Annotated in this window: 23 protein-coding genes; 7 read left to right on the forward strand and 16 right to left on the reverse strand. The window is 61.6% G+C overall.

What is annotated here, in order from left to right:
- Position 1 precedes the first annotated feature (1 nt).
- Both A6U98_RS13175 and A6U98_RS13180 read left to right on the forward strand, forming a co-directional pair.
- Positions 2-700 (forward strand): ribonuclease activity regulator RraA, encoded by a 699-nt coding sequence (locus A6U98_RS13175; RefSeq protein WP_064650385.1) that lies wholly within the window; start codon positions 2-4, stop codon positions 698-700.
- A 178-nt stretch (positions 701-878) separates the two neighbouring features.
- Positions 879-1400, forward strand: coding sequence for a hypothetical protein (locus A6U98_RS13180; protein WP_064650387.1), 522 nt, complete (start codon positions 879-881; stop codon positions 1398-1400).
- Between the two features lie 310 nt (positions 1401-1710).
- Here A6U98_RS13180 and A6U98_RS35845 read toward each other — a convergent pair whose 3' ends face one another.
- From A6U98_RS35845 to A6U98_RS13210, 7 genes are all read right to left on the reverse strand, one after another.
- Positions 1711-2703 carry a carbon-nitrogen hydrolase family protein gene (locus A6U98_RS35845; protein ID WP_156667847.1) on the reverse strand — a complete coding sequence of 331 codons (993 nt, stop codon included), beginning with the start codon at positions 2701-2703 and terminating at the stop codon, positions 1711-1713.
- Positions 2704-3063: 360 nt separating this feature from the next.
- The gene (locus A6U98_RS13185) at positions 3064-4353 is read right to left on the reverse strand and encodes an amidohydrolase family protein (RefSeq protein ID WP_064650389.1); all 1290 of its coding nucleotides are present in this window, start codon (positions 4351-4353) and stop codon (positions 3064-3066) included.
- A 25-nt stretch (positions 4354-4378) separates the two neighbouring features.
- Entirely contained in the window at positions 4379-5323 is a 945-nt protein-coding gene (locus A6U98_RS13190; protein ID WP_064650390.1) for an ABC transporter permease, read from the reverse strand.
- Positions 5320-6369 (reverse strand): ABC transporter permease, encoded by a 1050-nt coding sequence (locus tag A6U98_RS13195; protein WP_064650392.1) that lies wholly within the window; start codon positions 6367-6369, stop codon positions 5320-5322. Before A6U98_RS13195 ends, A6U98_RS13190 begins: the two co-directional genes overlap by 4 nt.
- Positions 6359-7891 carry an ABC transporter ATP-binding protein gene (locus A6U98_RS13200; protein WP_064650395.1) on the reverse strand — a complete coding sequence of 511 codons (1533 nt, stop codon included), beginning with the start codon at positions 7889-7891 and terminating at the stop codon, positions 6359-6361. The genes A6U98_RS13195 and A6U98_RS13200 overlap by 11 nt, the downstream gene beginning before the upstream one ends.
- Positions 7888-9300 carry an amidase gene (locus tag A6U98_RS13205; protein ID WP_064650397.1) on the reverse strand — a complete coding sequence of 471 codons (1413 nt, stop codon included), beginning with the start codon at positions 9298-9300 and terminating at the stop codon, positions 7888-7890. Before A6U98_RS13205 ends, A6U98_RS13200 begins: the two co-directional genes overlap by 4 nt.
- A gap of 8 nt (positions 9301-9308) precedes the next feature.
- Positions 9309-10295, reverse strand: coding sequence for a BMP family protein (locus A6U98_RS13210; RefSeq protein ID WP_018448994.1), 987 nt, complete (start codon positions 10293-10295; stop codon positions 9309-9311).
- Positions 10296-10501: 206 nt separating this feature from the next.
- On the opposite strand from A6U98_RS13210, the gene A6U98_RS13215 reads away from it, so the two are divergent.
- Genes A6U98_RS13215 through A6U98_RS13225 form a run of 3 tightly spaced genes read left to right on the forward strand, consistent with a single transcriptional unit; the run spans position 10502 to position 12674 of the window.
- The gene (locus A6U98_RS13215) at positions 10502-11131 is read left to right on the forward strand and encodes a CDP-alcohol phosphatidyltransferase family protein (protein ID WP_064650399.1); all 630 of its coding nucleotides are present in this window, start codon (positions 10502-10504) and stop codon (positions 11129-11131) included.
- Complete coding sequence (locus A6U98_RS13220; RefSeq protein WP_064650400.1) at positions 11128-11748, forward strand: lysophospholipid acyltransferase family protein; 621 nt, start codon at positions 11128-11130, stop codon at positions 11746-11748. Before A6U98_RS13215 ends, A6U98_RS13220 begins: the two co-directional genes overlap by 4 nt.
- A complete protein-coding gene (locus A6U98_RS13225) occupies positions 11745-12674 on the forward strand; it encodes a phosphatidate cytidylyltransferase (RefSeq protein ID WP_064650402.1) in 930 nt (309 codons plus the stop codon). Before A6U98_RS13220 ends, A6U98_RS13225 begins: the two co-directional genes overlap by 4 nt.
- Positions 12675-12687: 13 nt before the next feature.
- Here A6U98_RS13225 and A6U98_RS13230 read toward each other — a convergent pair whose 3' ends face one another.
- From A6U98_RS13230 to A6U98_RS13240, 3 genes are all read right to left on the reverse strand, one after another.
- The gene (locus tag A6U98_RS13230) at positions 12688-13011 is read right to left on the reverse strand and encodes a chaperone modulator CbpM (RefSeq protein WP_064650404.1); all 324 of its coding nucleotides are present in this window, start codon (positions 13009-13011) and stop codon (positions 12688-12690) included.
- 2 nt (positions 13012-13013) lie between these two features.
- Positions 13014-13928, reverse strand: coding sequence for a J domain-containing protein (locus tag A6U98_RS13235; RefSeq protein WP_064650406.1), 915 nt, complete (start codon positions 13926-13928; stop codon positions 13014-13016).
- 145 nt (positions 13929-14073) lie between these two features.
- Positions 14074-14541 carry a universal stress protein gene (locus A6U98_RS13240; RefSeq protein ID WP_064650408.1) on the reverse strand — a complete coding sequence of 156 codons (468 nt, stop codon included), beginning with the start codon at positions 14539-14541 and terminating at the stop codon, positions 14074-14076.
- A 160-nt stretch (positions 14542-14701) separates the two neighbouring features.
- Between A6U98_RS13240 and A6U98_RS13245 the strand changes: the two genes are divergently transcribed.
- Entirely contained in the window at positions 14702-15604 is a 903-nt protein-coding gene (locus A6U98_RS13245) for an NAD(P)-dependent oxidoreductase (protein WP_064650410.1), read from the forward strand.
- An 11-nt stretch (positions 15605-15615) separates the two neighbouring features.
- Here A6U98_RS13245 and A6U98_RS13250 read toward each other — a convergent pair whose 3' ends face one another.
- Both A6U98_RS13250 and A6U98_RS13255 read right to left on the reverse strand, forming a co-directional pair.
- Positions 15616-15906, reverse strand: a complete 291-nt coding sequence (locus A6U98_RS13250) for a type II toxin-antitoxin system RelE/ParE family toxin (protein ID WP_064650412.1) — start codon at positions 15904-15906, stop codon at positions 15616-15618.
- The gene (locus tag A6U98_RS13255) at positions 15903-16151 is read right to left on the reverse strand and encodes a type II toxin-antitoxin system ParD family antitoxin (RefSeq protein ID WP_064650414.1); all 249 of its coding nucleotides are present in this window, start codon (positions 16149-16151) and stop codon (positions 15903-15905) included. The genes A6U98_RS13250 and A6U98_RS13255 overlap by 4 nt, the downstream gene beginning before the upstream one ends.
- A gap of 211 nt (positions 16152-16362) precedes the next feature.
- Between A6U98_RS13255 and yghU the strand changes: the two genes are divergently transcribed.
- Entirely contained in the window at positions 16363-17238 is an 876-nt protein-coding gene (gene yghU / locus A6U98_RS13260) for a glutathione-dependent disulfide-bond oxidoreductase (RefSeq protein ID WP_064650416.1), read from the forward strand.
- Between the two features lie 83 nt (positions 17239-17321).
- Here yghU and A6U98_RS13265 read toward each other — a convergent pair whose 3' ends face one another.
- The 4 genes from A6U98_RS13265 to A6U98_RS13280 are packed head-to-tail and all read right to left on the reverse strand — an operon-like array spanning position 17322 to position 22348.
- Complete coding sequence (locus A6U98_RS13265; protein ID WP_064650418.1) at positions 17322-18836, reverse strand: ABC transporter substrate-binding protein; 1515 nt, start codon at positions 18834-18836, stop codon at positions 17322-17324.
- Between the two features lie 19 nt (positions 18837-18855).
- Positions 18856-20565: an ABC transporter ATP-binding protein gene (locus A6U98_RS13270; RefSeq protein WP_064650420.1), complete on the reverse strand. Its 1710-nt coding sequence runs from the start codon at positions 20563-20565 to the stop codon at positions 18856-18858.
- Positions 20562-21413 carry an ABC transporter permease gene (locus A6U98_RS13275; protein WP_064650422.1) on the reverse strand — a complete coding sequence of 284 codons (852 nt, stop codon included), beginning with the start codon at positions 21411-21413 and terminating at the stop codon, positions 20562-20564. Before A6U98_RS13275 ends, A6U98_RS13270 begins: the two co-directional genes overlap by 4 nt.
- The gene (locus A6U98_RS13280; RefSeq protein WP_064650424.1) at positions 21410-22348 is read right to left on the reverse strand and encodes an ABC transporter permease; all 939 of its coding nucleotides are present in this window, start codon (positions 22346-22348) and stop codon (positions 21410-21412) included. The genes A6U98_RS13275 and A6U98_RS13280 overlap by 4 nt, the downstream gene beginning before the upstream one ends.
- Positions 22349-22396: the final 48 nt, after the last annotated feature.

Consider the following 22396-nt stretch of genomic DNA (forward strand, 5'->3'; position numbering starts at 1 on the left):
GATGGCCCTCAGCGCTGAAGCGATAGAAACCCTCAAGACCGTCTCGACGGCGACCCTAACGACCGTTCTTCTGAAGAAGGGCCTGCGGAACGTCTGGATCCGCGGCGCCGTTCCCCTGAAGCCCGGCCAGCCGCGCATCGTCGGCCCGGCCTTCACCCTGCGCTTCGTGCCGGCTCGCGAAGATCTGGCGACGCCGGCATCCTGGGCTTCGCCGATCTCGACCCGCGCCGCGATCGAGGCGATGCCGGAGGGCTGTGTCGCCGTCGTCGATGCGATGGGCGTCACCGATGCCGGCATCTTCGGCGATATTCTCTGCGCCCGCATGCAGAAGAGAGGCGTTGCCGCACTCATCACCGACGGCGTCGTGCGCGACCTTGCCGGCGTGCTCGATGCCAACCTGCCGGTCTGGTGCAGCGGCGTCGCAGCACCCCCTTCGGTCGCCGGCCTCACCTTCGTCGCCTGGCAGCAACCGATCGGCTGCGGCGGCGTGGCTGTTTTCCCCGATGACATCATCGTCGTCGACCAGGACGGCGCGGTGCTGATTCCAGCGGATCTGCTCGAGGCGGTGCTGGCGGAAGCCCCGGAACAGGAGCGCATGGAAGCCTGGATCATGACCAGGATCGATGAAGGCGTATCGCTGCCCGGCCTGTACCCGATGAACGCGGAAACCAAGGCGCTTTATGAGGCTTCGAAGAAGTAGGCTCCGGGCTAAGACGGATTGAAGGGGTGCGCCTTCGCTCAGCCCGTAACCCAAAATGTGAATTACTTTTGGGATTGCTGGGCGCGGTGCATAACGGCGATTTTGCAACGAATACCAGTAGCCAAAAATTGTCTCTGAATGGGTTGATCTGCTACCTTTTGTAGAAGGAGCATCGGTCATGACGCGCACTGCTATTGTTGGAAATGCTGGAGGGGGAAAGTCGACACTTGCGCGTGAGATCGCGAGCGCATTTGGGACACCTCATACCGAGATTGACAAGTTGCTCTGGCAGGAGGGCTGGGTAGAAAATCCGCCCGAAGTCTACGAGCGTCAACATGCCACTGTAATTGCTGAAAACAGGTGGGTGATCGACGGTCTAGGGAGGCTCGACCTAATCCCCCAACGGCTAGGCCGCGCGACCGAAATTATCCTGATCGACATGCCGCTATGGATGCATTTTTGGTTGGCGGCCGAACGACAAATTTCATGGGTGAGAGGTGCCCTTGAACACACACCGGGTGGACTATCAGCAATGCCGCCTACGGAAGCTCTGTTCCAAGCTATCTGGGAGGTTGAGCAATCGTGGATGCCTAAAATTCGCGCCTTATGCAGCGAGGCGGAAGAGCGGGGAAAGTCGGTAACACGGTTGGCAAGCGTTGAAGAGATCAACGCCTTCGCGGCAAAAATACGCGGTGAATAATTCAAGAATTCTGCGCCACGTCACCACCGCGCACTCTCAATAGCTTGCGCGGTCCAAGTGGCAGTGCCGTTCTCTAGATGTGATGCATTTGGCCGACGTGGCATTAGACTGAGGTCCGGTTTTGCTGCCCGCGCGTCGCAGAGCTGCTCGTCTGCTTTCCACCCCATCTGTGTCGCTACCCGTGTGTTGCAAAAATCCCGACTTTTGCCGCGTTCGGAAGTCAGGATCTCCGCGACAAGGCAGGAAATTCGTCCTTGCCGTGCACGGGAGGTCAGCGGGTAAACCCACCCCGCTGACCAACGCCCATTCGTCAGAATAGGTTGCGACCGTCACTCCTCGGATCACCATTTATCTGGTGAGGCGTGTAAAGGTCGGCGCGAGCGTTTCGCCGCCAAGGTCTTGCAGGAGACTCTGGATCGTTTCTGATGGTCGTAACTGCGATCGCAGCTTCCCCACTTGTGGGGCATCGTACCGTCCATTGCCCGTCAGGCGCAGCTATTCCGGAAGGGACCGTGAAGCTCTGCGGCGCATGGGCCGAGAAACTGATCCAGTAGGAATTACTAGCAGCGTGTCCTAATGCCTCTGCAGCGAAAGCCAGTGAAGGCGTTGAAGGCGTCTCGCCTGTGGTGGAGAACAGTACGCAATCGACATCATGCCGTTCATATTCTGTGAAAATTTCCGGATAATGCAGTTCCATGCCCATCGAGCAGCCAAAACGGAGACCATCCACCTCAAAGGTCACCGGATTTTTTCCCGGCGAGTACATAAAAGAGATTTTCGTATTCGATAGCAGACGCTCGTCGTAGCGTGTCACCAGCTCTCCACGATCGGATATCACGTAGAGACTGTTATGCGGTCGATGTGGCGAAGTGAGCTGATGGACGGAACCAAATATCGTCCATAGCTTAAGTTCGCTCGCACATTTTCTGGTTGCCTCCAGTTCCTCCCGCAAAACACTCCATTCGTAGCGCGTCCAATCGGACGGGCCAATTTCCCGAGGTCCATTCTCAGACATGATGCGCTTGTTAGGCGAACAGGTCGCTCCCTCGGGGAAGTGTATGAGGCGAGCGCCTGTCTCATGGGCTTCCTCCATAAGTCGGCGCATTTCCGCTCCGCTGGCACGGAGCGCCGAAATATCACGAGGATCGTTGAACAACGATGTTTGGGCGACAGCGATCCGTATTGAACGGATCACGGGCTCATCCGGTAGTTGGCGGATATGTTGAAGAGCTGCGGTGTAAGATTCGCCGGTTTTGGCTGCGCGAGCACGTACAAGGCGTTTGAGATTTCCGTTTTGCGTCATTGTCAGGCCTTTCACGTCTCGGACGCAGTTCCCCAGCAACCCGCCCGAAACGATCGGACCAAGACAGCGGCCTGAGACGAAAGTCCCTTTGCCTCCGTTCAAGACCATGCCGGGGAAGGTCTGGGAGGTTAGGCGCAGGCCACGCCGAAATAAAATTGTCGAGTAGGTGCTGATTCGTCAAGCTGTTGCGACAATCCCGATCAAAGCGACGCTTTGCGACTGATCCTTGCGATGTCGCGAAACCCGATGCTATGCGACGGTCAGGTGAAGCGAATGCTTCACGGAGATATCGACTTCGCGGCCTTTTTGTTTTGGCGCAGATGAAAGCTGCTCCGGTAAGCCGGAAAACCCCGCCGCATCTCAATAACGAGGCACGTAATCCAGGCCGCCGTCGATCCGTGCCGGGCGACCGTTCAGGAAAAGCTCGCCGATGCGCGGCGCCGAGCGGGCGATGACCTTGCCGCGGCGGATCACCGCCAGGCGGTTGGGTTTCAGCCGCAGTGCTTCCAGCGTGTCGCTGGCCTGGAGGATGAGGAGGTCGGCGTTGCATCCTTTTTCCAGGCCGTAACCTGCAAGGCCCATCGTCTTTGCCGAATTGACGGTCAGCGCGTCGAAGATCTTCTTCTTGTCGTCGATGCCGGCCATCTGCGCGACATGGATTGCCATATGGCCGACCTCCAGCATGTCGCCCGATCCCATCGAATACCAGGGATCCATGACGCAATCGTGCCCGAAGGAGACATTGAGCCCGGCATCCATCAGCTCACGCACGCGGGTCATGCCGCGGCGTTTCGGATAGGTGTCATGCCGGCCCTGCAGCATGATGTTGATCAGCGGATTGGGGATGACGTTGATCTCGGCCTCCGCCATCAGCGGAATGAGCTTGGAAACATAATAATTGTCCATCGAATGCATCGAGGTCAGATGCGAGCCGGCGACGCGCCCCTGCAAACCGAAGCGGATGGTTTCCGCAGCCAGCGTCTCGATATGGCGCGAGAGCGGATCGTCGGTTTCGTCGCAATGTATATCGACCGGCAGGCCGCGATCGGCGGCGATCCGGCAGAGCGCCTCGACCGACGCCGTGCCTTCGCCCATCGTCCGTTCGAAGTGGGGAATGCCGCCGACGATATCGACGCCCATGTCGAGAGCGCGGTTGAGCGCGTCGATCGCGCCCGGCGAGCGGTAATAACCATCCTGCGGGAAGGCGACCAGCTGCAGATCGATATAGGGCGCGATCTTTTCGCGAACCTCGATCATTGCCTCAACGGTCACCAGCCTCGGATCGCTGGTGTCGACATGGCTGCGGATGAAGAGCAGGCCCTGAGTGACCGCGAGATCGCAATAACGCAGCGCGCGATCGACCAGTTCCTCCTTCGTCACGATCGGGCGCAGCTCTCCCCAGAGCGCGATGCCCTCGAGCAGGGTACCGGACACGTTCATGCGCGGCAGGCCGAGCGACAGCGTGGCGTCCATATGGAAATGCGGATCGACGAAGGGCGGGCTGACCAGCCTACCGGTCGCGTCGATCTCTTCTCCTGCCTGCGCCTGGAGATTAGGCTCGACAGCGAGGATCTTGCCGCCCTGGATACCAATATCGATCCCCTTTCGGCCATCGGGGAGATTTGCATTTCTGACGATCAGATCGAACATCGGAGCCTCATTGGACAGAAGTGGTTCAGCGTTCGCCGCGCCGATAGGGCTGCATCAGCGCCTGCGGAACGCGGGCGCGGCGGGCCATGACGGCAAGGGCGGCAATGGAAAGGATATAGGGCGTCATCAGAAAGAGCTGATAGGGAACGAGCCCGCTCAGCGCGGTTTGCAGCCGAAGCTGAAAGGCGTCAAAGAAGGCAAAGAGCAGGGCGCCGAAAAGCGCGCGGCCGGGCCGCCAGGAGGCGAAGACGACGAGCGCGATGCAGATCCAGCCGCGCCCCTGCACCATGGTCGGAAAGAAGCTGTTGAACGCCGACAATGTCAGGAAAGCGCCGCCCATACCCATCAGCGCGCTTCCAGCAATCACCGCGCCGTAGCGCACCTTCATCGGATTGACGCCCTGGGCTTCCGCCGCATGCGGGTTCTCGCCGGTCATGCGAATTGCAAGCCCCACCGGCGTGCGGAAGATGATGTAGGCCATCAGCAGGGCGATGGCGATCGCAAGATAGGTCGGCGCCGTCTGCGTGAAGAAAGCCGGCCCGATGAAAGGCAGCGTCGAAAGACCAGATATCGCGATCGGCTGGAACGGCACGATGGTGGGCGGAGTATTGGCAAGCGGCACGATCAGCCGGAAGACATAATAGCTGAAGCTCGAGGCAAACAGCGTGACGCCGAGACCGGAGACATGCTGGGAGAGGCCGAGCGTCACCGTCAGGCCCGCATGTAACAAGCCGAAGACGCCGCCGGCTAGCGCCGCAATCAGCAGGCCGGTCCAGAGATCGGCGCCGTGATAGACGGAAAGCCAGCCGATCATTGCGCCGAAGGTCATGATGCCCTCGATGCCGAGATTGAGCACGCCGGCCCGTTCGCAGAGCAGTGCGCCGAGCGTGCCGAAAATCAGCGGCGTGGCGATCCGCAGGATTGCCGCCCAGAGCCCGGCGGAAGCAATGATGTCGAACAGTTGCATCATCGCCGGATCCTGTATTGGGTGAAGAACAAGGCAATCAGCATCGTCAGCAGTGACAGCGCCACCGTGACGTCGGCGATATAGGTGGGGATGCCGAGACCACGGCTCATGCCATCCGCGCCCACGAACATGGTGGCGGTGAAGATGGCGGCGAAAACGACGCCGAGCGGATTGAGGTTGGCGAGCATGGCAACGACAATGCCGGCATAGCCGAAGCCGGGCGACAGATCGGTCGTCACATAACCCTTGACGCCCATGACCTCGATCGCCCCCGCCAACCCTGCAAGCCCGCCCGAAAGGCAGGCGACCTTCACCAGCGTTCTGCCGAGCGGGACGCCGGCGAAGACCGCGCCGCCGGGATTGAGGCCCGCGGCGCGAGACTGCATGCCGAACACGGTGCGCGACTGGACGAAATGGACGATGATGGCCAGCGCTATCGCGATCGCAAAGCCGATATGCAGGCGCGAGCGGGCGATCAGCTTCGGCAGCATGGCGTGATCGCTAACGGATTGCGACTGCGGCCAGCCGAAGGCGAGCGGGTCCTTGAGAACGCCGTCGATCAGCATCGAGACGAAGAGCACGGCGATGAAATTCAGGAGCAGGCTGGTGACGACCTCATCGACCGAGAAGCGCAGCCGGAGCCAGAGCGGAATCAGGATCAGCACCATGCCGGCAATGGCGCCGACCAGCAGCAGCAGCGGAATGAGAATGGGGCCGGGAAGATTACCCAGCAGTCTCGAACTCGCCGCCGCAACGGCGATGGCGCCGAGATAAAACTGGCCTTCGGCGCCGATATTCCAGAGCCGCGCCCGGAAGGCGACGGCGGCGGCAAGCCCCGTCAGCATCAGCGGCGTTGCCCGCGTCAGCGTTTCGGTGGCCGAAAGCCGCGAGCCGAAGGCACCGATCAGGATGCGCCAATAGGCATCGAGAACCGGCGCGCCGGCGATTGATATCAGGATACCCGCCAGCGCCAGCGCTGCGATGACCGCGATGACAGGCGTGACGATCAGCAGGTAAAGCGGGCGGTGTTCGCGGCGCTCAAATCGCATGATCGGCCTCTGGGCTTTCCTGCCATTCGCCAGCCATCATCAGTCCCAGCCTGCGGGCATCCGCACCGTCGGCTTCGACGGGCGGTGACAGGCGGCCGCCGACGATTGCCTGTATGCGATCGGCAAGCGCGATCACCTCGTCGAGATCCTCCGAGATCAACAGCACGGCGGTGCCCTGCCGGCGGGCTTCGAGCAGGCGTGCGTGCACGGCTGCCACGGCCCCTTCATCGAGGCCACGCGCGGGCTGCGCGGCGATCAGGATGCGCGGCCGCCGATGCAGGTTTCGGCCGAGAATGAGCTTCTGCATATTGCCGCCGGAAAGCAGCCGGGTGCGGATGGCGGGGCCGCCGCCGCGTACATCGAATCCGTCGATAATTTCGCTCGCGAAGGCCATGCCCGCCTTGCGGTTGACGAGGCCATGCCGCGAAAAGGCCGGTGAGGTGATGCGCTCCAGCACGACGTTTTCCCAGATCGCCATTTCGCCGATCACGCCCTCCTCGTTGCGATCCTCGGGAATGCGGCCGATGCCGGCTTCGACGACATCGGCAACGCCGAGATTGCCGATGGCTTCCCCGAACAGCAGAAGGTCGCCGGCACTCCGCGAGAGCGTGCCGGAGAGAAGATGCGCCAATGCCGCCTGGCCATTGCCGGAAACGCCGATGATGCCGAGGATCTCGCCCTGGTGCAGGCGGAAACTGATCGATTTCAGCCGATCGACGCCGCCGATACGCACCGTCACATCGGCCGCTTCGAGGGCAACGGCACCCGGTGTCGACGGCTCGCGTACGGGCCTTGTGACGCGGCGGCCGACCATCAGCTCGGCGAGTTCCGCCTTGCTGGTTTCCGACGCCTTGCGTTCGGCGACCATCTTGCCGCCGCGCAGGACGACGATACGATCGGCGGCCGCCATGACCTCGTCGAGCTTGTGGGAGATGAAGATCAGCGACAGGCCCTGGCGGGCCATTTCCTTCAGTGTCGTGAACAGCCGTTCGGCCTCGATATTGGTCAACACTGCCGTCGGCTCATCGAGGATCAGGATGCGGGCATCATTATAGAGCGCCTTGAGGATCTCGACGCGCTGCTCTTCGCCGACCGACAGGTCACCAAGGCGGGCATCCGGATCGACCTTAAGGCCGAAGCGCCCAGAAATTGCCAAAAGCTTGTTCCGCGCCGCCGATGTTCCCGAGCGCCAGGACCACAATCTTTCGGTGCCGGTCATGACATTTTCGAGAACGGTCAGATTGGGCGCAAGCGAGAAATGCTGATGCACCATGCCGACGCCGGCACGGATCGCCGCACGCGGCTTGCCCTGCGGCACCTCCGTGCCCTCGATCAGAATGCGGCCGGCATCCGGCATGTAGTGGCCGAAAAGGATGCTCATCAGCGTGGTCTTGCCCGCACCATTTTCGCCGAGCAGGGCCACGACCTCGCCCCTGGCAAGCGTCATGGAGATATCGTCATTGGCGAGATTGTCGCCGAAGCGCTTGCTGACGCCGATAATTTCCAGCATAGGCCCGGTCATGACGGCAATCCCGCCACAGGAAAACGGTGCTGCCATCGTCCCTCGGCCTCCAGGCGCGCGGCAAACGACAGCAGCCGCGGCTCGTGACCCATCGGCGCCATGATCTGCACCGGCAGCGGCATGGCATGCTCATCCTGTCCGAAAGCCAGCGTCAAAGCAGGAAAACCCGAAATATTGGCGAGGCAGGCAAGCGGCGCAAATGCCGTCATCCGCTCGAGATGCAGATCCGTGTCGGCATGATCGGACGGAAAGGAGCCGATCGCAAGAGGCGCAAACGAAAGCATCGGCATGAGGATGCAATCGACCCTGTCGAATAGCGCCCAGAGCTTATGGCTCACCAGGACGGCATCGCTCAGCGTGTTCCAGAGCGATGTCGCCGGCAGCGCCCGTCCGCGCGCCGCGAAAGCCTGCGTCAGAGGCTCAGCCCTGCTTTCATCAAGAGCCGCAGCCTCGATGAGCGCCGCAAGGTTGACGGAGACAATATCGGCGAAGGCGCGGCCGCTGGCGGCGACGCTCGATTCGAACTCGACCCAGCTTAGCGGGACGATAACGTGTCCGTCGTTCTCGAGGGCACGAGCCGCATCCTCGACGGCTGCGAGCCGATCACCCTCGGTCGGATAGGCCGCGCCGGTATCGGACAAGAGGCCGATCCGCAAACGCTCGTTGTCGATATCGACAGGGGAGGTATCCGCAAAGGGACCTCGTGAATTGCCGCTCAGTCCGTCGAAAATCAGCGCCGTATCCCGCACCGAGCGGCAGACGGAGAGTTCGCTCGCGATACCGGCGAGGTGATTGCCAAAGGATGGCCCGCCGGGGATGGCGCCGCGCGTCGGCTTCATTCCAACAAGGCCGCAGCAGGCAGCCGGCACACGGATCGAACCGCCGGCATCGGTGGCATGCGCAATCGCGACGATGCCGGCGGCAACCGCTGCCGCCGCCCCGCCGGAGGAGCCACCCGCGGTCCGGGCCGGATCGAGTGGGTTGCGACAGACAGGCCCGATCGCCGGTTCGCTGGCGAGCGACAGACCAAATTCCGGGCTGGTCGTCAGGCCGAACAGACAAAAGCCGACGTCTCGGAAACGGGCAGCGAGATCGGAATCGGCTTCGCCTCCTTTTCTTTCGAAGAGACGGGAGCCGGCCGTTACCGGCAGCCCGGCGAAGGGGCCGCCGAGATCCTTCGCCAAGGTCGGCACGCCGGCAAACGGCCTTGCGGCAAAGCGATCGGGCTCGCTCTGCCGTTCCCGGTCGCGGGCGTCTGCCGAGGCGAGACCCATGGCGGCATGGAGATAGGCGATCGCGCCGAGCGGCTCCTGCCGCTCGGCTGCGGCAAGAGAAGCCTGCATCGCCTCCGCAGCGCTCAGGTTGCCTTGCCTGATCGCTGCCGCCAGATCGGTCGCATCGCCTTGCATCAGCCTGTTTACTTCGGCTCGTCCATCATCTTCGGAACTTCGAAGGTGCCGGCCTTGATCTCCGCCCGTTTGGCCTCCATCGCAGCCTCTGCGTCGGCGGGCGCGACGCCCTTGACGAAGACGATATCGCTGCCGCCTTCCTTCATCAGGCCGTAGGACGTGTAGTTCCTGCCGACCGGCTTTCCGGCAGCGACATCGGCGATCGCAGCGTCCAGGATCGGGCGGAAATACCACATGGCGTTGGCAAACACCGTATCCGGATAACGTGGCGTATAGTCGATCAGCGAGCCGACCGACTTGATGCCGCGCTCCTTGGCGGCATCGGCGGTGCCGATGCGCTCGCCGAACAGGATGTCGGCGCCGGCGTCGATCTGGGCAAGACCGGCTTCGCGAGCCTTCGGCGGATCGAAGAAGGTGCCGATGAACGACACGAGGTGCTTTGCGTCCGGGTTGACCGCCTTGACGCCGGCCGCGAAGGCGTTGATCAGCATGTTGACCTCCGGGATCGGAATGGCGCCGACCGAACCGACGACATTCGACTTGGTCATCTTGCCCGCCAGCATGCCGGCAAGATAGGCGCCGTCATGGTTCCAGGTGCCGAAGACGCCGAAATTGTCGCCGGCCTGCTCGCCGCTAGAACCCAGCACGAAAGCGGTATCGGGATAATCGGCCGCGACCTGCCGGGCCTCTTTCTCCACCGCATAGGCCTCGCCGATAATCAGCTTGTTGCCCTGTTCGGCATATTCACGCATGGCGCGGGGATAATCGGTGCCGGAGACACCTTCGGAGAAGACATATTCGATGACGCCTTCCTTGGCCGCGTCCTGCAGGGCCTTGTGCAGACAGGAGTTCCAGGCATTTTCGACCGGCGACGCATGAATGCCGGCAACCTTCAGCGGCGCGGCCGCCCTTGCCAGCGGGGCAAAGCCGCTGACCCCAAGCGCAATGCCGGACGCGATCACTGCCCGGCGTGAAATCAGGATATCTTTGGTCATTGATTGTTCCCCTTTTTTACCATTTGGTTCAAAAATCATAGTAGCGCCCAAAAATGTGTCAAGCAGCAAACAGGCTTAAAAATCAGGCTGTTCAATCTGTTGGGCCTTGCGTTCTGCAGCCATTTTTTCCGAACTGTATGGCGCCGCGGCTTGGCGCGACGCAATTGGCAGGATATGCAAGGATCATCGGGGTTGGGGGACATGAAATGGGGGAAGAAGAGGGCGCCTCGCGGCGACCGATCGCGAGCCGGTCGTCGTCCTGGGCCATCGGCCTCAGCGCGTGGCTGGCGCGGAGCGGCGCGACACCGAACGGCATTTCGCTTTTATCGGTCGTGTTCGCGGGTATAGGCGCAGCACTCATCGTTTTCACAACACATCCGATTGCCATGGTTTGCGCCGCGATCTCGGTGCAGCTGCGGCTCGTCTGCAATCTGCTGGACGGAATGGTCGCGATCGAAGGCGGCAAGAAAACCAAGAGCGGGCCGCTCTACAATGAATTCCCCGACCGGGTGGCCGACAGCCTGTTTCTCGTCGCGGCTGGCTATGCCTGCGGCTTTGGCTGGCTCGGCTGGCTGGCTGCGCTGCTCGCCGCACTCACTGCCTATATCAGGGTCTTCGGAGGAGCGGTCGGTCTTCCCCAGGACTTCAGCGGCGTCATGGCCAAGCAGCGCCGCATGGCGGTGCTGACGGCGGGCCTCCTCGCCCAGAGCTTGGAGACGCTGATATCAGGCAGCCACTGGTCGCTGATCCTGGCATCGGCGGTCATCGCGGCCGGCAGCCTTGTCACCTGCATCACACGCACGATAACGCTTGCCCGTTCGCTGGAGAGACTATGATCGCGCTCATTCGTCGCCTACTCGTGCTGTTCGTCCGTATCCTGGTCGGCGCCCGAAGCGAGTGGCGGGGCTGCGCGCCCGATCCCCGCCGCCGCATCTATTTCGCCAATCACAACAGCCATGTCGATACCGTCGCCGTCATGGCCGCCCTGCCGTGGCCGGTGCGCCGGCTGACCCATCCGGTCGCCGCACGAGACTATTGGGGAACGAGCGCACTTCGCCGCTTCATCGCGGAGAAATGCCTGCGCGCCGTCCTGATAGACCGCAAGCCTGCGCCGGACAGCAACCCGCTGGAGCCTCTCGAGCGCCTGCTCGAGGAAGGCCGTTCGATCCTGATTTTTCCTGAGGGAACGAGAAGCGCCACCGATGAGATCGCGCCGTTCCGCAGCGGCATCTATCGCCTCGCCTGCCGTTTTCCGGATGTCGATCTCGTACCGATCCATCTCGACAACCTTCAGCGCATCCTGCCGAAGGGAAGCATGCTGATCGTCCCGATCACCTGCACGGCGCGCTTCGGCAAACCGCTCCGCGTCGAACCGGGCGAGGAAAAGGACAGCTTCCTGGCTCGCGCGCGCGCCGCGGTCATTGAACTCGCAGATGGGGGGCATACCGCATGACCAGTCTGTTCTCCATCGTGCTGGCCGCGATCCTCGGCCTGCTTGCCGTCGCCTCGGCCATCGGTTTCATCCTTCAGCGGCGTGCGACCCAGCCCGGCTCCGTCGCCACCGTCCAAAATCTCAACGCCCGTATCCGCTCCTGGTGGATCATGGTCGCAGTGTTCGGCGGGGCAATCCTGCTCGGTGACACGGCGACCGTCATCCTGTTCGCATTCCTATCCTTTATGGCGCTTCGCGAATTCTGGACCCTGACACCATCGCGGCGCGGCGATCACCTGGCGCTTTTCCTGTCTTTCTTCGTTGTGCTGCCGCTGCATTACGTGCTGCTCGGAACGGAGTGGTACGGCCTCTTTGCGATCTTCATCCCGGTTTATGCCTTCCTGATCCTGCCGGCGGTGGCGACCTTGACGGGTGACGTCAACGAATTCCTCGCCCGCAGCGCCAGGGTGCAATGGGGATTGATGCTGACGGTCTATTCGATCAGCCACGCTCCCGCGCTTCTCATGCTGGAGACCGGCACACCGTCCGCACTTCTTCTCGTCTATCTGGTCGTGGTCGTGCAGCTCAGCGACGTCTTCCAGTATGTCTGGGGCAAGCTCCTCGGAAAGCACCGTTTCTCGCCGAATATCAGCCCGTCGAAGACGATCGAAGGGCTGGTCGGAGGCGGCGCCTCGGCCATCCTCGTGGGAACACTGCTATATCGCCTGACGCCCTTCTCCCCGCTACAGGCCGCAGCGATCAGCACGGTCATCGTCGTCGCCGGCTTCTTCGGCGGCTTCGTGCTCTCGGCCATCAAGCGCGATCTCAATGCCAAGGACTGGGGCTATGTGATCGAGGGCCATGGCGGCGTGCTCGACCGCCTGGACTCCATCACCTTCGCCGCACCTCTATTCTTCCACATCGTCCGCTATTGGTTCACCACATAGAAGCTGGTTTTGGCTAAAACCGATCCATGTCCTCGAGGCTCTCGAGCAGCCGGCGCTGAACATCCCGCTCCTGCTTGCCGATGGCCGTCATCAGCTTGCCCATCGTTCCCCGCAGGCCGTGCAACTCGTCGACCAGTTCCATGACGATATCGACGCCGGCTTCGTTGACACCCATGTTTCCCATGAGGTCCAGGATCAGCCGGGCGCGTGCGACGTCTGCGTCGCGAAATTGCCTCTGGCCGCCTGACGTCTCCGGGATCAGCCAACCCTGTTCGATCCAGAGGTCGAGCTGGACGACGTCGATTTTCAAGTAAAGACGGAATTCGAGATCATCCATGATCAAGCCTCCATGTTCTTTCTCGGATCGTAGGAGTTTGCCGTCGCCCATTCCTTCATCAAGGCCGTCAGCCGTTCATCCGGGGCGTCGGGAAGCACAATCTTCAGCGAAATGTAGACGTCGCCGTGTTCGCCGCCGCGTTTTGCAACACCTTTGCCCTTGAGACGCAGGACCTTGCCGCTGTTCGAATAAGGCGGGAGCGTCAAATTGACTGGTCCGGAAGGCGTCGGCACACGGACCTTGCCGCCGAGCACGGCCTCACTGAGGGAGATCGGTAGTTCCAGGCGGATATCGTCGCCGTCTCGCGTGAAGAAGCGGTGTGGGGTCACACGGATTTCGATCAGGGCATCACCTGTCGGCCCGCCTCCAATGCCCGGCTCGCCCTTGCCGCGCAGCCGCAAGGTCTGGCCGTCGCGCGTCCCCGGCGGGATTTGTACCTCGAGCGCCGGACCATTCGGCATCTTGACCTCCGTCCTGGTGCCGTTGACGGCCTCGAGAAAGTCGACCTCCATGGAAAATTGCCGGTCACGGCCACGACCACGGGGCTGGCCGCCGCCGGCACGACGTGAAAAGAAGCTGGAGAAAATATCGTCGGCATCGCTGAAATCGGCAAAGCCGGCGCTGTTGTGGTAGGGATCGCCCGGCCCGCTCTTCGACGCGTAGTCGCGGTAATAATTGCGCTGCGCACGCTCGGCGCCCGTTATATCGATCTCGCCGCGGTCGAAGCGTCCGCGTTTTTGCTCGTCACTCAAGATCTCGTAGGCCGTTGAAATTTGCTTGAACCGTTCCTCAGCCTTTTTGTCGCCGGGGTTAAGGTCGGGGTGAAGTTTCTTGGCGAGCTTGCGGAACGCGCTTTGAATATCCTTTTGCGTCGCATCGCGTTTCACGCCCAGAAGCTCGTAGGGATCCTGGCTCATACATGTCTCCGGTCGGGCAGCGAATCCTGCTGGTTGGCTTGGCAATGATATAGGTTGTCGGGCCGCCGCCGGGGAGGGGAGGCCGCCCGCCCTGATCGACGTCAATCCGAATAAAGCGCCCGCTGTCACCCAAGCTCAGTGGAGCTTAGAACAATGCCGCGTCTTCCGCGGGGGATGCCAAGCCTTCCTGCGCGTGATCTAAACGCCGATCGATGAGAACCGAGCACCCGGCATGGCGCACGACCTTGTCGACGATCGAGGAGAAGACGTAGTCGGTGATATCGGTCACATGCGATGAAACCAGGATGAGATCGGCCGACTTCTCCCTTGCGACGGAGACGAGCAGGGAGGCGGCAATGCCGATGCGAACCTCGATCGTCGCCGGAATTCCCATCTCTTTGCAAAGCGATGCAAGTTTCTTTTCGGCGTCGACGATGGCGGTCGTTTCGAATTCCTCGGGAAGCTCCGTCAGGTGACGGCGGGGAATATTCTCGATGACGTGCATGACGACGATACTTCCGCCTTCGTCCACGAGCGCAGCAGCCCGGCGCAGAAGGCGGCTGGCCGTTGCGCGGGGACCCATGCCGATGCCGCAGATGATCGTCCGATACATTGAAATCCATATCCTTGAATGCGAATGATAACACCGATCATACCGGTGTCGACCATCCCGGCATTGACGAATATCAAGAAAAAGTGCCGCAACGGCAGCGCGCATGAAACGGCCAGCTGCTTCGGAACAGACCTCCGGCTGAATCGTCGCAGTTGACGGCATGGTCTCCAGCAACATTTCTAACCCGGTGTCGTCACTGATTGAGGTTCACATGCCGAATTTTGCGATTATCGGATCGGGTGCGATGGGAAGTGCCGTCGCCAAACGGCTGATCGACCACGGCGCTACGGTGCGGACCTATCTCGAGGGCAGGAGCGAGCAGACGATTGCGCGGGCAAAGGCAGCCGGCATGGTGCCGGTCGGCCGCCAGGAGCTGACGAAGGCCGAGCTGATCCTGTCGATCGTCCCGCCGGCGGAGGCGATCAAGGTCGCCGGACTCGTCGCGGACATATCGTCGGAGATGCAAGCGCCGCCTCCCTTCATCGACCTCAACGCGATTGCGCCGAAAACGATGCAGGCTTTGGCGGCACGCTTCGAAGGCAGCGGCATCGAGGTGCTTGACGGTGCGATCATCGGCGGGCCGCCGGTTCCCGGCAAACCCGGTCCGACCATCTATATCAGCGGCGATATTGCGGGGCGAAGCCGGCTGCTGGAGGATTACGGCCTGCGGATCCGCCGGCTCGACGGACCACTCGGCGCCGCCTCGGCCCTGAAGATGTGTTATGCCGGCATCAACAAGGGATTTATCGGCCTTGGCACCGCCATGCTGCTTGCGGCATCGCGTTCCGGTGCTGCCGAAAGCCTGAAAACCGAGCTCTCCGAAAGCCTTCCCGACGTCGACCGCAAGCTGTCGAGATCCATTCCCGACATGTATCCGAAAGCCTATCGATGGGTTGCCGAAATGCAGGAGATCGCCGATTTCCTTGGAGAGGATGATCCGGCCGCGACAATCTTCCGCGGCATGGCGGACGTCTTTGCCAGGATGGCTGATGACGTGGAGGGCAGCCGCGTGCTCGTCGGGCAGCTGGACGAAATCCTCGCGCGCCCCGACATCGATCGCTGACCGCAACAGCCTTACAGGTGCTTGGCTACGTCCATTCTTTGATGAAGGATGCGCACGACGATGATCTGGCCCGCATCATTGCTTTTGAAATACAGAAAATGAGAGCCAACAGAGACTTTTCTGTACCCTTTCCGAATATCCGAGGGGCGGCTCATCCGTATTCCCTCCGCCAGTTCGTGGCAGGCGTCTCTTATGTCCTGGATGTAACGCTCTGCCTGATCAACATTCCAACTCGTCGCCGTGTAATCCCAAATCTTGTCAATATCGGTTTGCGCAGCAGGAGAAAATATGATGCCTGTCATTTCGCCTCGAACGCCGCCCGTTTGCGAGCGTTGAAGGCATCGAAATCAAAGGGCGTGGCAGGGCCGGATTCCTCGCCTTCAATCAAGGCGTCCTGCAACGCCTTCACTTTGGCTTCGTGTTCTTCAAGTAGGCGAAGGCCGGCCCGAACAACGTCTGTGGCTGAACCATAGCGGCCAGTCTGAACTTGCGTATCGATGAAGCTGGTGAAATGCTCGCCGAGCGATATGGACGTATTTCTGGCCATGCTGAATCTCCTTTAAGCCAATATACCAATTTTTGGTACATAACAAAACCCAGTCTTCACAGCGTGAATCTGATCTTTGGCCAACTCTGACGATTGTGTGAAACCGCGCCAACACCTGTGACAAAACCTCATCGCCTCTGCTATGTCAGGAAAAATGCGGCGGCCCACACCGGCGTCGCGCGCTGTCCGACCAATGCCAGGAGTTTGAAAGATGAGCGGTTCTCCCGAATATACACCCCCGAAAGTCTGGACCTGGAACAAGGCGAATGGCGGCCAATTCGCCAGCATCAATCGCCCGATCGCGGGGCCGACGCATGACAAGGAGCTTCCGGTCGGCCGTCATCCGCTGCAGCTCTATTCGCTCGGCACCCCGAACGGCCAGAAGGTCACCATCATGCTCGAGGAGCTGCTGGCCCTTGGCCATGAAGGTGCGGAGTATGACGCCTGGCTGATCAAGATCGGCGATGGCGATCAGTTCGGAAGCGGCTTCGTCGCGGTCAATCCCAATTCCAAGATACCGGCGCTGATGGACCGCAGCGGACCAAAGCCGATCCGCGTCTTCGAATCCGGTGCGATTCTCACCTATCTCGCCGAGAAGTTCGGCGCCTTCCTGCCGACGGAACCGAGCGAGCGCGCCGAATGCCTGTCATGGCTGTTCTGGCAGATGGGAAGCGCGCCCTATCTCGGCGGCGGCTTCGGCCATTTCTACGCCTATGCGCCGACGAAGATCGAATATGCGATCGACCGTTTCGCCATGGAAGTGAAGCGTCAGCTCGACGTGCTCGATCGTCGCCTTGCTGAAAGTGAGTATCTGGCAGGCAGCGATTATACGATCGCCGATATTGCCGTCTGGCCCTGGTATGGCGGGTTGGTGAAGGGCTGGACCTATGGTGCAGCCGAGTTTCTGCAGGTCGAGGACTATAAGAACGTGCTGCGCTGGGCCGACAGCATCTACAGCCGGCCGGCCGTGCAACGCGGCCGGATGGTCAACCGCCTCTCCGGCGAGCCCTCGAGCCAGCTGCACGAGCGCCACGACGCCAGCGACTTCGACACCAGGACACAGGACAAGCTCGCGGCCGCCGAGTAAGCAAGCGGCCCCAGCCACGTGTCGCAGCAACAAATGATGCTCCGCCGCCTGGAGGCGGCGGAGCATCTGCATGCTGTCAGAACTCAGTTCTTGACCGTATCTTCCAGGAAGAACCGGCCGAGCGGGTTCTGGTAGAAGTTCTCGATATTCTTGCGTGAGACGTTGATATAGGGGCTGTAATACAGGTCGATCCAGTTGACGTCGTCCTTGGCCATCTTCTGCAGATCGACATACATCTGTTCGCGCTTCTTCGGATCGAGCTCGAGACGCGCCTTGGCAACCAGTTCCTTCACCGCCTCGCTCTTGTAATTGGTCGAGTAGTTGTTGTTAGAATCGTGGCCGAGGACGAAGGTGGTCTTCTGGTCCGGATCGAGAATGTCGTTGGTCCAGTAGTTGACCGAGACGTCGTAGTCGCCGGCAACGATCATGTCCCATTCCTGGCTTGGGTCGACCTTCTGCAGATTGGCGGTGATACCGGCCTTCTGCAACTGCTGCTGGACGAGCACAGCCGTCTGTTCGTCGACTTCGTCGCCGGCGCGGACCAGATAATTCAGCGTCAGGTCCGAGGCGCCGGCAGCCGCCAGCAGCTCCTTTGCCTTTGCGGGATCATAAGGCCGCTGCAGATTGTCGGCATAATAATAGAGGGCGCCCTTCGGAATGTAGGAGTTGGCAACCGTGCCCTGGCCGAAGGTTACGGTGTCGACGATCGCCTTCTTGTCGATCGCAAGATCCAGCGCCTGGCGGACTTCCTTTTTGCCGAGCGCGCCATGCGCATGGTTGATCAGCAGATGATCTTCGCGGGTCGAAGCGTCGATATCGACGTTGAGGTTCGGGTCCTTCTTCAACTCCTCGACGCGGGAGAAGGGCACGAAGATCGCCGTATCCAGCTCACCAGCCTGGACGTTCAGCATGCGGGTATTGTCGTCAGGCACCGAGATCCACTCGACGCCGTCGAGCTTCACCCGGTCCGCCTGCCAGAAATTCGGGTTCTTCTTGAGAATGACGCGGTCGCCGCGCCGCCATTCCTCGACCACGAAGGCGCCGGATGCGATCGGCTTTTCGCCATAGGCATCGGGACCAAGCGATTCCATGCCCTTCTTGGAGATGACGGAGGCATTCGGCAGCGCCAGCGTCGAAAGGAACGGCGCGGACGGGTTCTTGAGCTTGATCGTCAGCGTGTGCGCGTCGGTCGCCACCGCCGTATCGATCACCTTGTAGGAATCGCTCCAGAGCGAGGCGGCGTCATCGCGGATGCGCAGCAGGCTATAGGCCGCGTCTTCCGCCGTCAGCGGCGAACCGTCTGAGAATTTTGCGTCGCGGATCTTGAACGTGTAGGTCAGCCCGTCATCCGAGGTGGTCCAGCTTTCGGCAAGACCCGGCTCCAGTTTCGTGCCTGTCTTGTCGACGCGGATCAGCACGTCGTAGACGTTGGAGAACACCCAGTTGTCGATGTTCTGCGCGGTCTTGATCGGATCGAATGTCGTCGAATCCTCGCGGCGGCCGATGGTGAGTACACCGGCGGCCTCGGCATAGCTTGCGCTGAGCGTCAGACCGGCGAGCAAGGCTGCAAGCCCGATTGATTTCCACCTGTTTGTCATGAGTTCGTTCCCTTCGTTGTTATGGCATGCGTTTAATTGATTGAATCGGCATCGAATGCGGATCGTCCTTGCCGTCGGCGTCTTGAAGCAGCCGCTTGTCAGGATCGATGTCGGGAATGGCGGCGATCAGCGCCGCCGTATAGGGATGTTTCGGCCGAGCGAAGACTTCTTCTGAGCGACCTTCCTCGACGATCTCGCCGCGATACATCACGACGACGCGTTCGCAGAGATTACGGACGATTGCGAGATCATGGGCAATGAAGATAAGCGTGAGGTTCATCTTCGCCGTGAGCTCGCGGAAGAGCTCGATGATCTGCGCCTGGATGGTGACGTCGAGGGCCGCCACGCATTCGTCGGCGATGATCAGCTTCGGATCGACGGCGAGGGCTCGGGCAATGCCGGCACGCTGGCACTGGCCGCCGCTCATGCTGCGCGGTTTGCGGCCGGCGAATTCGCGTTCGAGACCGACGAGATCGAGCAGTTCGCCGATTCGAACAGGGATATCGCTCCTGGCGACCTTGCCCTGCACCTTCAGCACTTCGGCCAGCATCTGCCCGATCGTCAGCCTCGGATTGAGCGCATTGTATGGGTCCTGGAACACCATCGCCGTCTCGCGCCTGAGCTTTGCCAGGCCAGCGCTTTTCTGCTGCGCCAGATCGACGCCGTCGAAGGTGACGTGACCCGAGGAAAGCGGTGTGAGGCCGAGCACGGCGCGGGCAAGCGTGCTCTTGCCGCTGCCGGATTCGCCGACGATGCCGACCGTCTCGCCCGGCATGATCTGCAGGCTGACGCCGGCAACGGCACTGACCGTTTTGGCGCCGCCCCTGAGCAGGGCGCCGCCGGCTCTGAAGCGCACGTGGAGATCATCGATTTCGAGCAACGGTCTTGCTGGGTTGCTGGCTTGGGCAAGCTCGGGCAACGGCGCTGATATCGCGCCCGGCAGGGAAGGGTGGCTGTTGATCAGGTTGATCGTATAGGGATGCTGCGGCCGCGCCAGGATCGTCCGCTTCGGCCCCTCTTCGATGAGCTTGCCGCCGCGCAGCACGGCGATGCGGTCGCAAGTCTGGGCGACGATACCGAGATCGTGGGTGATCAGAATGATCGACAGGCCGCGCTGATCGCGAATGTCAATCAACAGCCGCAGGATCTGCGCCTGGATGGTCACGTCGAGCGCCGTGGTCGGCTCGTCGGCGATCAGGATCTTCGGATTGCAGGACAGCGCCACACCGATCATCGCCCGCTGCCGCATGCCGCCGGAAAATTCGTACGGGTAGCTATCGTATTGGCGCACGGGATCGGGAAAACCGACCTGCGCCAGGATTTCCGTCGCCGCGGTGCGGGCCTCGCGGGCACCGAGGCCCTGGTGATAACGGATGCCCTCGGCGATCTGATCGCCGATCCGCATCACCGGGTCGAGATGGCTGGTCGGGTTCTGGAAGATCATGCCGATCTCGCCGCCGCGCACTTTCAGCATCTCCCCATCGTCGATCCGCATGAGGTCGCGCCCTTCGAGCAGCACGCTACCGCTTTCGATCTTCAGCAGCGAGGAGGGCAGCAGGCGCACCAGGGAACGGCAGAACAGGCTCTTGCCCGAGCCGCTCTCGCCGACGAGACCGAGGATCTCGCCCTTGCCGAGGTCGAGCGAGACCGCATCGAGCAGCGTGCGCGGACCGGAATCGACATGCGCCCTGACGGTGAGATCGCGAACGGATAGCACCGAGCCGCTCATTCATGCACCCCCAGCAGTTCGCCGAGGGCATCGCCCAGCATGCTGAAGCCGAAGGCGAGGCAAACGATGGAGAGGCCGGGAAACAGCGTAATCCACCATGCCGTGGTGATGAAGCTCTGTCCTTCTGCGACCATGACGCCCCATTCGGCGATCGGCGGCTGGACGCCGAGGCCAAGATAGCTGACGGCAGCGCCGCTGAGCAGCACCAGTGTCGCATCGGACATCGAAAAGACGATCGAGCCGGCGATTGCGTTCGGCAGCAGGTGGCGGAACATGATCCTTGGGCGGCTGAAGCCGAGGCTGACAGCGGCAACGGCATAGTCGCTGCCCTTCAGCACCAGCATCTGCGCCCGGATCAGCCGCGCATAGGAGACCCAGCCGACCAGCGCCATGGCGATATAGAAACTGCCAAGACCCGGGCCGAGGATCGCGATGATCGACAGCATCAGCACGAGGAAGGGGAAGGCGAGGATGATATCGACAAGACGCATGAACAGCGCATCGACGATGCCGCCGAAGAAGCCGGCGATCGTGCCGACCGTCGTGCCGATCAGGAACGGGAAGATGACGCCGATCAGCGCCATCTGCAGGTCGAGGCGCGCGCCCCAAATAACGCGGGAGAGGATATCGCGGCCGAAATTGTCGGTGCCGAAGGGATGCAACAATGAAGGCGCCTGCAGGCGCACCTCGGCATTCTGCATGATCGGGTCGTAAGGCGCGACGATGGGCGCACCGATCGCCAGCAGGACGAAGAACAGCAGCAGGCCGGCACTGAGCACAAGCATCGGCCGCCGGCCGAAGAACCGGCGCCAGCCGCGGGAGGCGGGGGCGATTGCCTCGACGCTCATAGCTTCACCCTCGGATCGACGGCGACAGTGACGATGTCGGCGATGAAATTGATAAGCACGGTGGCGCAAGCAAAGACCATGGCGACACCCTGGACCACCATGTAGTCGCGTGAGAAGATCGCCCTGACCAGCAGCTGTCCCATGCCGGGCAGCGCAAAGACGCTCTCGACCACCACCGTGCCGCCGATCAGCCAGCCGATGTTGACGGCGAGCAGGTTGATCGTCGGCACCAGCGAATTCGGCAGCACATGCCGCCAGAAGACGATGCCTTCGGGCATGCCGCGGGCGCGCGCCGCCGTCGCGACATCCGATTTCAGCTGCTCGATCATCGCCGCCCGCAGGCTGCGCGTCAGCACGGTCGAAAGCGACAGCGCCACCGTCAGGCTCGGCAGCACCAGATGCGACAGCTTTTCGCCGACCGTCGCGCCATAGCCCGAGACCGGCAGGATACCGAGATCGACGCTGAACAGGATAATCAGCATCAGCCCCAGCCAGAAGGGCGGAAAGCCGATGCCGAAGGTCGAGACGATGCGCACCGCATGATCCGGCGCCCGGCCGGCATTGCGTGCGGCGATTGCCGACATCGGCACCGCGATCAGGACCGAAAGCACCACGCTGGATACGACGAGCGCGAGTGTTGGCTCGATGCGGGTGACGATCAGCTTCAGCACGTCGATCTTGTAGAGGATCGACTTGCCCATTTCGCCATTGGCGAGGTTCTTGAGGAAATAGACATATTGCAGCCACATCGGCTGGTCGAGACCGTACTGGGCGCGGATGCTGGCGAGAGCCGCCGGCGTCGCGCGCGTGCCGAGGATGTTGCGCGCCGGATCGCCGGGGATCAGCCGGACCAGAATGAAAGTGATGACGCTGATGCCGAAGATGACGGGCAGGAACTGCAGCGGTCGCGTCAGAACGAATTTATAGCGATGCATGACGGCGATCGCCCCTTTGTCTTCGTCGGGTTCGGTCCGCTTCCTGTT

The organism is Rhizobium sp. WYCCWR10014 (assembly GCF_001657485.1).
Taxonomy (GTDB): domain Bacteria; phylum Pseudomonadota; class Alphaproteobacteria; order Rhizobiales; family Rhizobiaceae; genus Rhizobium.

What these genes read in the sequence shown, in the direction of transcription:
- A6U98_RS13175 (WP_064650385.1), top strand. Translation starts at nt 2, where the DNA reads ATGGCCCTCAGCGCTGAAGCGATAGAAACCCTCAAGACCGTCTCGACG.
- A6U98_RS13180 (WP_064650387.1), top strand. Translation starts at nt 879, where the DNA reads ATGACGCGCACTGCTATTGTTGGAAATGCTGGAGGGGGAAAGTCGACA.
- A6U98_RS35845 (WP_156667847.1), bottom strand. Translation starts at nt 2,703, where the DNA reads ATGACGCAAAACGGAAATCTCAAACGCCTTGTACGTGCTCGCGCAGCC.
- A6U98_RS13185 (WP_064650389.1), bottom strand. Translation starts at nt 4,353, where the DNA reads ATGTTCGATCTGATCGTCAGAAATGCAAATCTCCCCGATGGCCGAAAG.
- A6U98_RS13190 (WP_064650390.1), bottom strand. Translation starts at nt 5,323, where the DNA reads ATGATGCAACTGTTCGACATCATTGCTTCCGCCGGGCTCTGGGCGGCA.
- A6U98_RS13195 (WP_064650392.1), bottom strand. Translation starts at nt 6,369, where the DNA reads ATGCGATTTGAGCGCCGCGAACACCGCCCGCTTTACCTGCTGATCGTC.
- A6U98_RS13200 (WP_064650395.1), bottom strand. Translation starts at nt 7,891, where the DNA reads ATGACCGGGCCTATGCTGGAAATTATCGGCGTCAGCAAGCGCTTCGGC.
- A6U98_RS13205 (WP_064650397.1), bottom strand. Translation starts at nt 9,300, where the DNA reads ATGCAAGGCGATGCGACCGATCTGGCGGCAGCGATCAGGCAAGGCAAC.
- A6U98_RS13210 (WP_018448994.1), bottom strand. Translation starts at nt 10,295, where the DNA reads ATGACCAAAGATATCCTGATTTCACGCCGGGCAGTGATCGCGTCCGGC.
- A6U98_RS13215 (WP_064650399.1), top strand. Translation starts at nt 10,502, where the DNA reads ATGGGGGAAGAAGAGGGCGCCTCGCGGCGACCGATCGCGAGCCGGTCG.
- A6U98_RS13220 (WP_064650400.1), top strand. Translation starts at nt 11,128, where the DNA reads ATGATCGCGCTCATTCGTCGCCTACTCGTGCTGTTCGTCCGTATCCTG.
- A6U98_RS13225 (WP_064650402.1), top strand. Translation starts at nt 11,745, where the DNA reads ATGACCAGTCTGTTCTCCATCGTGCTGGCCGCGATCCTCGGCCTGCTT.
- A6U98_RS13230 (WP_064650404.1), bottom strand. Translation starts at nt 13,011, where the DNA reads ATGGATGATCTCGAATTCCGTCTTTACTTGAAAATCGACGTCGTCCAG.
- A6U98_RS13235 (WP_064650406.1), bottom strand. Translation starts at nt 13,928, where the DNA reads ATGAGCCAGGATCCCTACGAGCTTCTGGGCGTGAAACGCGATGCGACG.
- A6U98_RS13240 (WP_064650408.1), bottom strand. Translation starts at nt 14,541, where the DNA reads ATGTATCGGACGATCATCTGCGGCATCGGCATGGGTCCCCGCGCAACG.
- A6U98_RS13245 (WP_064650410.1), top strand. Translation starts at nt 14,702, where the DNA reads ATGGTCTCCAGCAACATTTCTAACCCGGTGTCGTCACTGATTGAGGTT.
- A6U98_RS13250 (WP_064650412.1), bottom strand. Translation starts at nt 15,906, where the DNA reads ATGACAGGCATCATATTTTCTCCTGCTGCGCAAACCGATATTGACAAG.
- A6U98_RS13255 (WP_064650414.1), bottom strand. Translation starts at nt 16,151, where the DNA reads ATGGCCAGAAATACGTCCATATCGCTCGGCGAGCATTTCACCAGCTTC.
- yghU (WP_064650416.1), top strand. Translation starts at nt 16,363, where the DNA reads ATGAGCGGTTCTCCCGAATATACACCCCCGAAAGTCTGGACCTGGAAC.
- A6U98_RS13265 (WP_064650418.1), bottom strand. Translation starts at nt 18,836, where the DNA reads ATGACAAACAGGTGGAAATCAATCGGGCTTGCAGCCTTGCTCGCCGGT.
- A6U98_RS13270 (WP_064650420.1), bottom strand. Translation starts at nt 20,565, where the DNA reads ATGAGCGGCTCGGTGCTATCCGTTCGCGATCTCACCGTCAGGGCGCAT.
- A6U98_RS13275 (WP_064650422.1), bottom strand. Translation starts at nt 21,413, where the DNA reads ATGAGCGTCGAGGCAATCGCCCCCGCCTCCCGCGGCTGGCGCCGGTTC.
- A6U98_RS13280 (WP_064650424.1), bottom strand. Translation starts at nt 22,348, where the DNA reads ATGCATCGCTATAAATTCGTTCTGACGCGACCGCTGCAGTTCCTGCCC.